Source organism: Kribbella yunnanensis, assembly GCF_039529655.1.
Taxonomy (GTDB): domain Bacteria; phylum Actinomycetota; class Actinomycetes; order Propionibacteriales; family Kribbellaceae; genus Kribbella; species Kribbella yunnanensis.
On record NZ_BAAANF010000030.1, the window covers coordinates 29035 to 43402 of the forward strand.

The window sequence follows — 14368 nt, forward strand, 5'->3', positions numbered from 1 at the left end:
CCCCCCCAGCTCCGTGGCGTCGCCCTTTATCTGGGGTGTGATTCCCCCTCGCAGCCTGACTACGCCCGCTCCTACGTCGCGTGCTACGCAGTCCACCCTTTGCACGCTCGCAACGCTCGCTGACCTGCTCACTACCGCTCGCGCTGACCACGGGCCGCGTGCGCTGCAGGCAGGCGCAGGTGCTCCACGCCTGGGGGGATGACCCGGACGGTTGTGTTCGAGCCAGCGCGCGTTGCTGCGGACACACGGCACTCCACAATTGCGGATTGCACGATGTGGTCAGGCGTGGCGGTCGCCGCCGGGTGCATTTGTGGAGTGCCTGCGGTCCGCCACCCGTGGGCGTGCGCGGACCGCCAGCACCCAGTAACCCCGCTCGGACCGTCTTCGCGACACCGACCTGAGCGTGAACTCCGCGGCCGAGCCGCACTTACACGGTGATGCCGGTCCGCTCTCTGCGTCGGGTAGGACATGAGGTAGCCCCCCAGCAGGAACCTCGCGACAAGCTGGCAGGTGTGGGAATCACCACCCCACCCGACTACCTCATGTCCGTGGCGACGCCAGACCGCTTCGCTGACCTGCACCACCCTCGACCTGTGGTCAGGGCGAGCGGTAGCGAGGGTCGGAGGGTTACAGGAAGCGCTTGGCTACCTGCTCGACTCGGTCTACGAGGTTGAGGTCGTAGGCGACGCCGGGGATGTAGAAGATGACGTAGTCGGCGCCGGCTTCGAGGGCGGCTTCTACGCGGTTGGCGAGTTCGTCTTCGGTTTCGATGTTGTTGTCGTTGGAGAAACGGTCCCAGTCGATCGGGCCGCGGGCCTTGTCGGTGGCGAGTTTGGGGTCGTCGCCCTTGTCGATGGGGAAGACGTTGATACCGGTCGACTTGATGATCGAGTCGTAGTCGCGGTCGAGTTTGTTGCAGTGGTCCTTGAGGACGGCGACCTTCTCGCGGATGACCTCGGGGTTGCCGCCGCCGATGTTGGCGGCGTCGCCGTATTGGGCGACGAGTTTGAGGGTGACCTGGGGGCCGCCGCCGCCGATCCAGAGGCTGGGCTTCTTGCCGCCGGCGCCCTTGGGGAGGTTGATCGGGCCGTCGATCGAGTGGTACTTGCCGTTCACGACCGGGCGGTCCTCGGTCCACATCCGGTGGATGATCTCGGTGGCCTCGCGGAAGGCGGCCATCCGCGGCTTCACATCGGGCCACTCGTAGCCGTAGGCCTTCCACTCGTGCTCGTACCAGCCGGCGCCGATCCCGGCGTACAGGCGGCCGTGGCTGGCGACGTCGACGGTGGAGGCGATCTTCGCGTACAGCGCGGGGTTGCGGTAGCCGTTGCAGCCGACCATCTGGCCGATGTTCACCCGCTCGGTGTCGCGGGCCAGCGCGGCCGTCGCGGTCCAGCACTCGAACGTCGTGTTGTCACTCGGCTCCGGCACCGTGTGGAAGTGGTCGAACAGCCAGATCGAATCCCAGGACTGCTCGTCGGCCCGCTTCGCCACCGCCGTCATTGCTTCCCACTGCTCCACCGGATCCGCGATCTGCGCCAGATCCATCTTCCAGCCCTGCGGCACGAACAAACCGAAACGTGTAGTCATGGTCTCCATCCTTTCCATCCGCAGGGCCGCCGGTCCATCGATCCGAGTACTGAATTTGCACTCAATCAGAGCACCAGAACTTCTGAATCACTCCCCGCGTCCTATCCCCCGCACGCGATCCGAGGAGGAACCATCACCAAGTTCGACGAGCTCTTCGCCCACGCCGTACCGCTGATCGCGGGCGGTGCGCACACCCGCGACGAACCACCATCGGAAGGCGGACGCTGGCCGTTGTCGGTGATCCTTCCGGCCAGTACGGCGTTCCTGGACGACCTGACCGCGGAAGCCGCCGAATTGGCGGGGCCTGGTCATTGGCAGACCGGGCAACTCGGTTCGGCCCACTTCACCGTGCGGGCGTTGGAGGGGTACCGCAGCGAGGTGCCGCCGGATGATCCAGCCTGCGCGCGGTATCTCTCCGCCATGAGCCGTACGGCGGCCGGTCCCTTCCGCATGCGGGTCACCGGGCTGACGCTCACCCCCGGCAGCGTGATGGCTTCCGCGGAGCCGGTAGACGACGTGGCTGACGCGTTCATGGACGATCTTGCGGTGGAGCTCGGAGCGGATGCGTGGTTCGAGCAACCCCACGGACGACGGGACATCTGGTACGTGAACCTGCTGCACTTCACGGGCGAGATCGTTGACCCCGGCAAGCTGATCGATTGGGTCGCGGAGCGTCGTACGGCGGAGGTCGGGGAGCTGTCGATTCCGGCGCCGGCGCTGGTGCGGTTCCGGCTGGTCGGTGGGGAGCGGCCGCATATGCGGCCGGTGGGGTTGTGAGCGGACGGTTAGGCGATGGTGAGCGGGCTCCGCGAGCCTGTGCGCGTGTCCGCCACGCCCGGCGGACCTGAGGAAGGAGCCACGATGTCCACGTTCCGTAAGTCTGCTGCGCTGACCGGTGCACTCGCCGCCGGTGTCCTGGCGGTGTCCCTCGCCACTACCGGCACCGCGTCGGCCGCCACGGTGAGCGGCGGCTGGTACAGCACCAGCGGTGCCTGCAACCAGTCCGGCAAGAACATCACCAGCAACCCGTCCAGCCCGTACGAGGGCTGGTCCTGGAACTGCAAATACGTCAGCACGCACAACCCCCACTGGCACCTCCTCCTCACCAGCTGAGCAGCACCTGCGGGCTCCCACGCTCCTGACCGCTCGCTGTGGTCAGGAGGCGTGGGTATACGTGCACCCGATCCTGACCGAGAATGTGGCGTGTACTTTCGCCTGCTCGGACCGGTCGAGGTGGTCGCCGAGCCGGTCGCTCTCGGCGGCCGGGAGCGGCTCGTGCTGGCGATGCTGCTCATCAACGCCGACCGGGTCACGCCGTCCGACCGGCTGATCGACACGGTCTGGTCGCGCCCGCCGCGGTCCGCCCGGCAGCAACTGCATAACCTCATCGCCCGGCTGCGCCGCAAGCTGGACGCGGCCGGAGACCTCATCGTGACCCGTCCGCTGGGTTATCAGCTCGCTCTGGCCGCCCACGGACTCGACCTGCACAGCTTCCGGCTGTCCGTCCTCCGCGGGCGGGAGCAACTGCAGTCCGAGCAGTACGACGACGCCCGGGGCGAGTTGGGCACGGCGTTGTCGCTGTGGCGCGGGGACGCGCTCGCCGACCTGTCCGGTGACTGGGCCGCGGCGACCCGCGAGTCGCTCCACCGCGAGCGGGTTGCGGCCGGCGAAGCACTCGCCCAGGCGCAGCTCGCTACGCACGACCACGCAGGTGTTCTCGAGACGGTACAGATATTGCTGGCCACCGATCCACTGCACGAAGGTCTGCACGACCTTCGATTGCGCGCCCTGTCGCGGAGCGGCCGGCGTACCGAGGCTCTCAGCGCCTACCAGGACCTGCGCCGCCGGCTCGTCGATGAGTTCGGTGTCGAGCCCGGGCCGGATCTCCAGGAGACCCACTGCAGCCTTCTGCGGGACCTCGACCCGCCGTTGGCCTCTCCTCGGCACGTGCCCCGGCAGCTGCCCCGCCCGATCGCACTGGCCGGACGGGACGAGCTCCTCGGCCGGCTGACCGCTGTCCTGCGGACGCCTGAACCACGTCCGGGCACGGTGCTTCTCGTTGGAGCGGGCGGCATCGGCAAGACATCGCTCGCCGTCGTTCTCGCCGACCGCGTCCAGGACGAGTACCCCGACGGCACCCTGTACGCCGAGCTCGACGGCACCTCGCGTGAGCCACGGGACCCCGACGAGATCATCGACCGATTCCTCCGCGCGCTCGGCGCCACTGCTCCCGCCACCCACGCCGGACGGGCGGAACGGCTGGCGCTCTATCGCAGTGCGATCGCGAACCGCCGCGTACTGGTGGTGCTGGACGACGCCCTCGACGAACGACAGGTCCGCGACCTGCTGCCGCCGTCGCCGCGTTCGGCCGCGATCGTCACCTCACGGCACCGGCTCGCCGGCCTCGACGACGTACTCCGCCGCAACGTACCGACCCTGTCGACCGAGGTCGCCGTCGAGTTGCTGCAGGCAGGTCGAGACGTCACGGATCCGGCACCTGAACTCGCCCAGTCTGCCGTGCAGCTGTGCGGGCACCTCCCCCTCGCGTTGATGGTCGTCGCGGCCCGGCTGGCGTCCGGTGTCGTCGATCTGGCCGAGGTGGTCGAGCATCTCAGCGAGGAGCACATCCGTCTGGACGAGCTCGCGATCGGGGACGGCGACGTCCGGGCAAGCATCGCGCTGTCGTACGACGGTCACCTGTCCGCACCCGCTCAGCGACTGCTTCGACGGGTCGCCGCCGTGTCCGTGACGACCTGGCCGGCGTGGTTCGCCGGCGTGGTGCTGGACGACGACGTACTCGTGGGCTCGCGGGCGCTGGACGAGCTCGTCGACGTCCATCTCGTCGAGCCGTGCGGTCGTGATGCCGCGGGTCAGCTCCGGTTCACCGTGCATCCCCTCGTGGCGGCGTTCGCCGGCGAGCGCGCTGCCCGCGAGGATGACGCGAGCGCTGTCGCGGGCTGTCGTCGTACCGCCGCCATGGCCTGGCTGGGACTGGCCTCGCAGGCCGACGACGCTTTCGGTCACGGACTGCGCCCGGTGATCGGTCCGGACGGCGCCACGATCCCGGCGGGTCTCCCGCCTCCTCGCGTCTCCGTCGCGGCGGAGCAACCCGCGGCCTGGTTCGACGCGGAGATCGACAGCATCCGCGACCTCGTCCACGCGCTGAGCCGCGCCGGTGAGCTCGATCTGGCAGCTGCCCTCGCGCTGCGCTCGGACGGCTACCTCGTGGTCCGCGGCGAGACGCATGTCCGTGCGGGCCTGCTGCGGCGGGTCGTCGACTGTTCGGACCTGGTACTGCGCTGGGGCGTCCTCCGGTCGTTGTTCCACACCGCTGCCGAGGCGGGTCGGTTCTCCGAACTGGCTGATCTGGCCCAGGCGCAGCTCGATGTCGCTCGCAAGCTCGATGCCGGGGCGATGGAGCAGAACGCCCTGGTGCAGCTCGGCTGTGCGCTGCGCGAGCTGGGTCGTTTCGAGGAGGCGACGGCGAGATTCGAAGACGCCTCGTCCGGCGCGCTGGCACGAGACGACACCATGATGGCGGCCCTGGCACGCGGACACCTTGGCGTCCTGCTGGCTCGCACCGGACACCCGGTCCGTGGCGCGGCGCTGGTCGCTGAGAACCTCCAGGCCGAACGGCTGCGCGGGCCGTCTCGGCGACTGAGCATCTGGCTGGTCACGTACGCCGACTGCCTCGCGCTGACCGGTGACGCAGCGGCGGCCGAGCGGGCGTTGGACGAGGCCGAACAGCTCGCCACCAGCTTGGTGGACCGCAACGTCCTGCTCGACGTCGCCCAGACCCGAGCGGCGATCGCGCTGCGCGCCGATGACATCGATCGCGCCGAACGCATCCTCGACGACAGCTCGGCGTACGGCGAATCGACCGCACCGGAGTCGGAGCCGACCGACGGGGAGTTGCGCCTGCGCGCCGACCTCCTGCTCGCTCGTGGGCGCGCAGCTGAGGCGGCCCCGTTGCTTGAGCGGGCCGTCGACCGGCATCGGCGTGAGGGCGTCCGGTTCGAACTCGCCCACGAGCTGGCCCGGCTCACTGCGGTCCACGCGGCGCGGGGCGAGCAGGATCGAGCCGGCCGGCAGCACGCAGAACTTGTCGTCCTGCTGCGAGAGCTCGGGATCGGTCTCGACGATCTCCAGCTTCCCCCGGTCGTCGCGCGGATCGGAGGGTACGATTTGCTGGAGATTTCTTCGGAATAGCGAAACATGGAGGTCGGCATGCTGGCTGTCGTGGTGGGGGCCGGAGGGGGAATCGGCGGAGCGTGCGCGCGACAGCTCGCTGAGCAGTACGACATCGTGCTCTGTGTGGATCGCGACCTAGCCGCGGCCGAACGCACAGTCGCGGAGATCGCAAGTCCGAGCGCGCAGGGTGCGGACGGTGTAGGCCCAGGAGCGGTTGCGCTGGGGGCGGATGCGGCTGATGCGGACTTTGGGGTGCGGGTGGGTGCGGCTGCTGCTGAGTACGGAGCCGTGGGGTGCGCGGTGTACGCGGTGGCTTATGAAGAGCACACTCCGGCTGTCGAGCTGAGCCGCGAGTCGCTACTCAGGAGTCTGACGGTTGGGCCCGTGGGGGCGTTCGAGTTCTTCCGCGGACTGACGCCGGCCGAAGACGCGTCGTACATTGCGATCGGGTCGCTCCACGAGACGCAGCCGTTCGCGAATTGTCTTGGCTACAACGCAGCACACGGCGCACTCGGGCAGGTCGTGCGGACGCTTGCCCACGAGTGGGCCGACCGCGGGATCCGGGTGAACGCCGTCGTACCGGGCTGGATCGCGACTCCCGGCGAAGAGGTGTTCCATGGCGCCGAGGCGCTCAAGGCTGCGGGCGAACTACTCCCGTTCGGGCGGCAGGGTCGGCCGGAGGAGATCGCGGCCGCCGTTGGTTTCCTGGCGTCGGAGGCGGCCGGGTATATCTCTGGATCGTTCCTGACTGTCGATGGCGCGCTGTCCACTTCGCTCGCCCGACTGCGAGGACTCTGACGATGAAATACGTCTGCGTGTTCGCGCACCCCGATGACGAGATGCGCTGCCTGGGCACGCTGTTGCGGTTGCGCGACGCCGGGCACGAGTTCGCGTTCGTGACGATCACCACCGGCGACAAAGGGCTGCCGTATCACCCGCCGGAGGAGCAGCAACGCGCCGCCGAGATCCGGACCGTGGAGATGCAGGAGGTCGCGGCGTACTTCGACGCCGAGTACATCAGCCTCGCCCGCGAAGACGGTTTCGTCATCGAGGACGCCGAACTGCGTGCCGACCTGATCCGCACGCTGCGCCGCGTCGGTGCCGAAATCGTCTTCACCCATTGGACAACCGACTACAACCCCGACCACGTCCTCACCGCGAAACTCGTCACCGACAGCGCCCTGCTCGCGCCGCTCTCGTCGTTCGCCCCGAGCCCCGGTGTCCTCGCCCACGCACCACGGATCTGGTACGTCGATCCCGGCCCCGGCCACGGTTTCGAGGCCACCCACTTCGTTGCCTTCGGCCCCGAACACGCACAGCGCAAGGCCGAACTGATCCGCCGCCACCGCAGTCAGATGGACGTCATGCGCGAACTCAGCGGCGGCGAGGACTACGCCGACCAGATGGCCGAGCAGGACCGTTTCACCGGCCGCCGCCTCCTGGTCGACCACGCCGAGTCCTTCCGCCCCTGCCTCACCGACCGCCGAATCCCCTGGCCCTCCGACCTCCCCGCGCACCCCTGACGCGCCAGCCCCCGCCCCACCCCACCGGCATCTGATGGGTTCCCCCATGAGCTTGTGGGTTCCCCCATCGCATGCGGGTACAGAACCCACAAGCTGCTGGGTTAACCCATCAACTGGCGTCGGCCGGGCGGCGGGCCGGGCGGGCGGCGGGCCGGGCGGGCGGGCGGCGGGTTAGGCGATGCGGTACTTGGTGATGACGGAGGGGTTGATCTGTACGCCGATGCCTGCGGTGCTGGGGACTTGTACGTGGCCGTCTGCCAGGGTGAGGCCGTTGGCCAGGTCTCGGCTGATGGGGGCTGAGGAGACGTTGTACTCGACCATGACGGGGTCGGGGAGCCAGGCGGCGGCTTGGACGGTGGCGGCGGTGAGTAGCGGGGACGTCCAGGCGTGCGGGACGATGCGGCGGCCTTCGCGGGCGACCGCGGCCGCCAACCCCTGCAACGCCGTGAATCCGCCGCACCGCGACAGATCCGGCTGGATGACGCTGACACCGGGCTCGGCGAGCAGTTCGTCGAACTCGTCGCCACCGAGTTGCTCACCGGACGCAATGGTGAGACCGGTCTCGCGACCAAGCCGCGCCAGATCGCGCGGTCGATCGGCCCGGAACGGTTCCTCGACCCAGTACGGATCCAGGTCCTCGAGACTGCTGACAAATCGCCGTACGGCGTTGAAGTCGCCCGGCAGGTACCCGTCCACCATCAGCCGTACGTCGGGCCCCGCCTCCGCGCGAGCGGCGGCCAGCAATGAGCGGGACCCCTCGGATCCCCACGGACCCCAACCGAACTTGATCGCCCGGAACCCGCGGTCCAGATAGGACCGAGTCGCCGCCCGCATCTCGTCCGGCGTCTCCCGGAACAGCGTGCTCGCATAAGCCAGCACTCGGTCCCGACGCCGACCGCCAAGCAACGACGCCACCGACTGACCCGACAGTTGCCCGCAGATGTCCCACACGGCCAGGTCGATCCCGCTCAGAGCGTGCAGCGCCGGTCCGCGCCGGCCGTGGTACCAGGAGTGCTGGTAGAGCCGGTCCCACAACGCGGTCCGATCCCACACGCTCTGACCAACCGCAGCGTCACGCAACCCGGCGCAGAACGCCGGAATGTGCGACACCGCCTCCACGATCGCCTTGACCACCCACGGGTGTGAGTCCACGTCGCCGTACCCGATGACGCCGGCATCGGTCGTCACCTTGATCAGGCACGTATGCCGGGGCCCGGCCCGCTCGTCGTCGCCGAGCCGGGTCCCGTACTCGATCCCGTTGTCGAGGATGAGCACCTCGACGTCGGTGATCTTCACGTCAGTCAGTGTCGTCACCCTTCCGAGAACACCACATCGGCGAAGTAGTTGCGGTTCTGGTAGGACAGTGTCGGGAAGTCGCCCGCCTTCAGCGCGTACAGGCCAGGCCCGCTGGTCGACAGCGCACCGTTCTGCCGCACGGTCGCCAGTCCGTTCTCCGTCGCGCTGTACCCACCGGCCGAGCTGTACGAGATCACGTACGACGTACCAGCGTCGATCGTGACCGCCTGTGCGAACCGCACCTCCTGCCACCCGGAAGCCGACTCACCCACGAAGGTCGCACTCGTCAGCTTCTGACCGGATGCGGTCCACAGGGACCCGACATGCGTCCCGGTGTTGTGCGTCCCCTTGAAGAACCGCACCCCGTGCACCTTGCCGCCCGTCGTACTGCTGAACTTCACGCCCATCTCCAGTGACGCCTGCTCCGTCGCCCCGAACACAGGTGCATCGCTGACGTTCCACAGCGCGTAGGTGTCCGGCTGGAAGATCACATCGGCCCAGTAGTTCGTGTTCAGGTAGGACTGGTTCGGGTACGACGTCGGTCCGTAGGCGAAGTAGCCGGCGCCGGTCGGGGTGTGCACGACTCCGTTGTCCTGCGTGCGTCCGTCGAAGAAGTTGTGGTTGTACCCGAAGGTCCCGTTCGGCGAGTGGTACGAGGCCGTGTAGTTGCCGCCAGCATCAATACGTACCGGCTGCGCGAACCGCACCTCCTGCCAACCCGCAGCACTCTCACCCGCGAAGGTCGCGGCCGCCAGCTTCGCCCCCGAAGGCGACCACAGACTACCCGTGTGTACGGCGCCATCTCCCGGAGCCTTGTAGAACTTCACCCCCAGTACGACGCCCGGCCGGTCGACGCGGAACCGCACACCCAACTCGGTCTCCCGCGAATCGGAGTAATACTCGACCGCCGGACCCTCCTCGTCGTTCCACAGCGACCGCGGGTACGCGACGCTCGGCCGTTTCGCGACCTTGAACGTCCACTGCCCCGTGATCCACTGCCCGGAGGTGTCCCGCGCCTGGAAGCTCATCCCGCAGCTCTGCTCGTACCGCCACGGCGCACTCGGAGTGAACGTCGCCGTCCGAGTCTCCGGGTCGAACGTCGTCCGCCCCGGCGTACCGGCCTCAATGCCGCCCTCGCGGAGCGAGACGGTCGCCGGATCGATGTCGTCGTAGAAGACCACCTGCGGGGTCCGGTGCGGCCAGACAGAGGTAGCGCCGTCAACCGGCGAGATCTTGCGACGTCCCACCGGGTACTGCGGCGGCCGGCCGACGCGGTTGACCCGTCCCGGGAACCCGTCGGCGTACTGCGGGTACGGGAACGGCGAGCCCCACAGCACCTGCGCCAGCGACCGGAACGGCAGCCGCAGGTTGTTCGACTGGATCTCCTCGGCCTCCGTCGCCGGGAGGGTCCACAGGTGCAGCTTGGCGCCGCGCAGACCCGGGTGGTTCTTGTCGACGACCTCGAGGTCGGCATCCGGGCGCGGGCGTGGGAAGACGCCCGGGTGGAACCGGTTGTAGATCGCCTCCGCATTCGGGATGCGCCCGTTGTGCGCCGGCGGGGCGGGCGGGTCGTAGTACAGGAACTCGCCGTTCGAGTTGGAGACCTGGTACCCCGCTTCGAGCAGCTGGGTCGGCGTCAGCCGGTTGGGCCAGGTGATCCAGTGCTCGAGGATGATGTTCTCGTTCAGCTTCGCGCGCTTGATGCTGTTGAGCAGACCGTCGCTCCACACCCGCAACTGCTTGTTGTGCGCGCGAACCGTCTCGTTCATCTGGTTCAGGAACCCGGTGAAGATGTCCACCGGGTTCGCATCCGCGCCGTACCGCTGCTTGGCGCTCTGCCCGAGCTGCGGATACCGCGCGTACTCCACGGTGAAGTTCGGGTCACTGTCGAGGATCGTCAGGTATTCATCGGCTCCGAGATGCCAGTACGGCGTATCGAACTCGTCGAGGTACTTCTCGAACAACCCACGCGCGAACGGGTAGACCTCGTCCTTGCTGAGGTCGAGATCGCCACGATCCGGCAACCCCATCCCGGGCTCGAGCAGGCGCTCCATGTGACCCGGCATGTTGACCTGCGGGACCAGCGCGATGTTGTACTTCTTCGCGTACGCCGCGATCTCCTTCAACTGCGCCAGCGAGGTCGTCGACTCGTACCCGACGTACACCCAGAGCAGGTTCATCTTGAGGAAGGCGAGTTCGTTGATCTGCCCCTTCCACCACTCCATCGTGTAGTGGCGGGCCGAGTTCGCGACCAGGAAACCGCGATCCTTGTAGGTCGGCCAGTCGCGGACCAGCCCGGCCGGCACAGTCGTTGCCTGGCGCAACCACTGGATCACGGTCTGGGCGCCGTGGATGACACCGGCGGCGGTACCGCGCAACCGCAGCGCCGCGCCGACCTCGATCTCGTAGCCCTCGAGGTTCTGGTGCGGCGGTGCGCCCAGGCTGAGCACAAGGTCACCGGCCGCAGGTGCGGGGTTGTCCTGGGTCTCCACGGTGATCGTGCGTTTCAGCACCTTCCCGAGGTCCTCCTGCAGGATGACCTTCGCGCGTGCCAGCTGAGCGGCGTCGCCCGCACGGACGATGATCCGGAACGGCGCGCCGGCCGCCGGTACGACGTACTGGGCACCGGAGCCTGGTGTCCACTCCTGGAGGTTGGGGATCGTCTCCGGCGGATCGGCGAGCGCCCGCCGGCTTGCCGCCGCAGCGGGCAAGGTGGTGGCGGTCGTGGTGATCCCCGTGGCGAGGGCGGCGCCGCCGGCAAGGGAGAGGAAGTGGCGCCTGGGCAGATGTGCAGTCATGGATCCTTATCCTTCGGAGAAGACCGGGTCGACGAAGTAGTTGCGCGCTTGGTACGACAGCGTCGGGAAGGTGCCGGCCGACAGGGCGTAGATCCCGGCCGCCGGGCTGGTGCGGGTGAAGAGCGCACCGTTCGTCCGGGCGGTCGCGAGGCCCTGGTCGGTGGCGCTGAAGCCGCCCGCCGAGCTGTACGAGACGACGTAATCGGCACTGGCGTCGATGGTGACCGGTTGCGCGAACCGGACCTCCTGCCAGCCTCCGGCGCTCTCGTTGGTGAAGGTCGCACTGGTGAGCTTCTGACCGGCTGCGGTCCACAGCGAGCCGACGTGGGCGCCGGTGTTGTGCGTGCCCTTGAAGAACCGCACGCCGTGCACCTTGCCGCCGTTCGCGCTGCTGAACCGCAGACCGAGCTCCAGCGAGGTCGGCTCGGTCGTGCCGAAGACCGGTGCATCGCTAACGTTCCACAGCGTGTACGTATCGGGCTGGAAGATCACGTCGGCCCAGTAGTTCGTGTTCCGGTAGGTCTCGGTCGGATACCACGTCGGCCCGTGCGAGAAGAAGCCATTCCCGCCAGGTGCGTGCAGTACGCCGTTGTCCTGGCTGCGGCCGTCGAAGAAGTAGTGGTTGTAACCGAACGACCCGGCCGGCGAATGGTACGAGACCGTGTAGTTGCTGCCAGCATCGATTCGGACCGGCTCGGCGAACCGCACCTCCTGCCAACCACCGGAGGTCTCATTGGTGAACGTTGCCGTGGCCAACTTCTGCCCTGACGGCGACCAGAGACTGCCAGTGTGGACGGCGACATCCCGCGGTGCCTTGTAGAACTTCACGCCCAGTACGACGCCCGGCCGGTCGACGCGGAACCGTACCCCGACCTCGGTCTCGCGGTTGTCGGAGTACCACTCGACCGCCGGACCGTCCTCGTCGTTGAACAGCGACCGGGGATAGGCGATGCTCGGCGGTTTCGCGACCGTGAGCGGCCATTCACCGAAGATCTGTTGCCCAGCTGTGGCCCGGGCGACGAAACTCATCGACAGCTTCTTGCTGTACGGCAGCGCCGCGCTCGGAGTGAACGTCGCCGTCCGCGACACCGCGTCGTACGTCGTCTGTCCCGGCGTACCGGTTTCGCTGCCGCCCTCGCGGACCTGGACCGAACTCGGCACGATGTCGTCGTAGAAGGTGACCTGCAACTTGCGTTGCGGCCAGACGCTGGTTGCGCCAGGCAACGGAGCAGTCGTGAACCGGCCGACCGGGAAGAGCGGCGGTCGTCCGACCGTGCGGATGAGCTCACCGAAGCCGCCGTCATAGGTCGTGAACGGCCTTGGCGAAGCCCACAGCACCTGCGAGAGCGAGCGGAACGGCTCGGTCAGCAGGTAGGACTGCAGCTCTTCGTGCTCACTGAACGGCATCGTCCACAGGTGCAGCTTGGCGCCACGCAGACCTGGCGTGTCCGGGCTGACCGTCCTGTCGGTGAACCGGCCGGGGTGGAACTCGTTGTAGAGCCGCTTCGGATCCGGCACCCGCCGCGGGTTCTCCGTGGTCGCCGGGTCGTAGTACAGGTAGTCGCCGTTGGAGTTGTGGACCTGGTAGCCCTCGTTCAGCAACTGTTCCGAGGTCTTCCGGTTCGGCCAGGACACCCAGTGCTCGATAATGATGTTCTTGTCCAGCGGGACCGTGATGCTGTTCAGCAATCCGTCGTTCCAGATCCGGGCCTGCTTGTTGGTCGCCCGCACCGTCTGGTTCATGTCGTTCAGGAACCCGGTGAACACGTCGACCGGCTGCGCGTTGTCGCCGAACCGCTGCTTGGCTTTGGCGTGCAGCTGCGGCCACAGGTCGTACCGGACCAGCGCGTTCTGGCTGAAGTCCGTGATGTACTCATCCGCGCCGAGATGCCAGTACGGCGTACTGAACTCGCGCAGGTTCGGCGCGAGCACCTCGTCGCGGCAGAAGTCGTAGGCAGCGTCCTTGCTGAGATCCAGATGCGAACCCCAGTTCGGCAGAGCCAGGTCCGGCCGGTCCGCGAGCAGTTTGTTCATGTGCCCGGGCATGCCGGTGAGCGGGACCAGGCCGATGTTGTACTTCGCGGCGTACGCCTCGATCTCCTTCGCCTGGGCCAGCGGCGCTGTGTCGTAGCCGATGTTCACCCACAGCATGTTCAGCTTCAGGTAGGCCATCTCGTCGAGCTGACCCTTCCACCAGGCGGTGGTGTAGAACCGGGCCGCGTTGGCGACCAGGAAGCCGCGCTCCGGGTACTTCGGCCAGTCCCGGGCCACGCCACCGGGCACAGTCGTCGCCTGCTTCAGCCACTGCACGACGGTCTGCACCCCATGGAACACCCCGGCGCGCTGGCCGCTGATCTCGAGCGCGGCACCGACCTTGATCTCGTACCCCTCGCTGTTCACGACCGCGGCGGCCAGGCTCAGCACGATGTCACCGGCTCCCGGCGCAGGCGTGTCTTGAATCTGAACCTGTGCAGACCTGTTCAAAGCCTTCGCGAGCGCGGCCGCGAGCGTCTCAGCGGCCGGACGCAATGCGGCGGCGTCGGCACCCCGAACGATGATCCGGATACTGGAAGGAACGACGTACTGGCCGCTGCCTGCGGTCCACGACTGCAGCGCGGGGATGGTCGGCGGCGGTACGGCGGTGGCCCGCGCCGCGGCGGGGGTGGCGGGGCCGGCGACCAGCCCGGCCAGCGCGGCACCACCGGACAACGCGAGGAACTGGCGACGGGGCAGGTTCGGCATCGGACGCTCCTCTGGGCGGTGGAAGGTCTTAAGCTTCGAAATATCGAAAATGCATCTCCATATGGGAGCTTAAAAGCCGCTTCCGGAGAGCACAAGAAACCCGGCCTGCCTTTACACGGACGTCGAAACGTGATCTATGAGAGCGCTCTAGTTCCGGAACCGCCGACCCCTTGATCTGGGCGGCCGCAGCACCCAGAGTCGGGCGCGACGCGGGCGCGCGCCCGCGCT

Annotated in this window: 9 protein-coding genes; 5 read left to right on the forward strand and 4 right to left on the reverse strand. The window is 67.9% G+C overall.

Annotated features, from left to right (window positions below):
* Positions 1-627: 627 nt before the first annotated feature.
* On the reverse strand, positions 628-1590 hold the full coding sequence (locus ABD231_RS39560; RefSeq protein ID WP_344164727.1) for an LLM class F420-dependent oxidoreductase: 963 nt from the start codon (positions 1588-1590) through the stop codon (positions 628-630).
* Between the two features lie 231 nt (positions 1591-1821).
* Here ABD231_RS39560 and ABD231_RS39565 point away from each other — a divergent pair, with 231 nt between their 5' ends.
* From ABD231_RS39565 to ABD231_RS39585, 5 genes are all read left to right on the forward strand, one after another.
* Positions 1822-2367: a hypothetical protein gene (locus ABD231_RS39565; RefSeq protein WP_344164730.1), complete on the forward strand. Its 546-nt coding sequence runs from the start codon at positions 1822-1824 to the stop codon at positions 2365-2367.
* Between the two features lie 84 nt (positions 2368-2451).
* Entirely contained in the window at positions 2452-2703 is a 252-nt protein-coding gene (locus ABD231_RS39570) for a hypothetical protein (RefSeq protein ID WP_344164733.1), read from the forward strand.
* 90 nt (positions 2704-2793) lie between these two features.
* Positions 2794-5799, forward strand: coding sequence for an AfsR/SARP family transcriptional regulator (locus ABD231_RS39575; protein WP_344164736.1), 3006 nt, complete (start codon positions 2794-2796; stop codon positions 5797-5799).
* 18 nt (positions 5800-5817) lie between these two features.
* Positions 5818-6579, forward strand: coding sequence for an SDR family NAD(P)-dependent oxidoreductase (locus ABD231_RS39580; protein ID WP_344164739.1), 762 nt, complete (start codon positions 5818-5820; stop codon positions 6577-6579).
* A gap of 2 nt (positions 6580-6581) precedes the next feature.
* Positions 6582-7304, forward strand: coding sequence for a PIG-L deacetylase family protein (locus ABD231_RS39585; RefSeq protein WP_344164742.1), 723 nt, complete (start codon positions 6582-6584; stop codon positions 7302-7304).
* Between the two features lie 171 nt (positions 7305-7475).
* Here the strand turns inward: ABD231_RS39585 and ABD231_RS39590 are convergent, their stop codons facing one another.
* Genes ABD231_RS39590 through ABD231_RS39600 form a run of 3 tightly spaced genes read right to left on the reverse strand, consistent with a single transcriptional unit; the run spans position 7476 to position 14140 of the window.
* Entirely contained in the window at positions 7476-8618 is a 1143-nt protein-coding gene (locus ABD231_RS39590) for a mandelate racemase/muconate lactonizing enzyme family protein (protein WP_344164745.1), read from the reverse strand.
* On the reverse strand, positions 8615-11398 hold the full coding sequence (locus ABD231_RS39595; RefSeq protein ID WP_344164748.1) for a DUF4082 domain-containing protein: 2784 nt from the start codon (positions 11396-11398) through the stop codon (positions 8615-8617). Before ABD231_RS39595 ends, ABD231_RS39590 begins: the two co-directional genes overlap by 4 nt.
* Positions 11399-11404: 6 nt before the next feature.
* Positions 11405-14140, reverse strand: a complete 2736-nt coding sequence (locus tag ABD231_RS39600; protein WP_344164751.1) for a DUF4082 domain-containing protein — start codon at positions 14138-14140, stop codon at positions 11405-11407.
* Positions 14141-14368 lie beyond the last annotated feature (228 nt).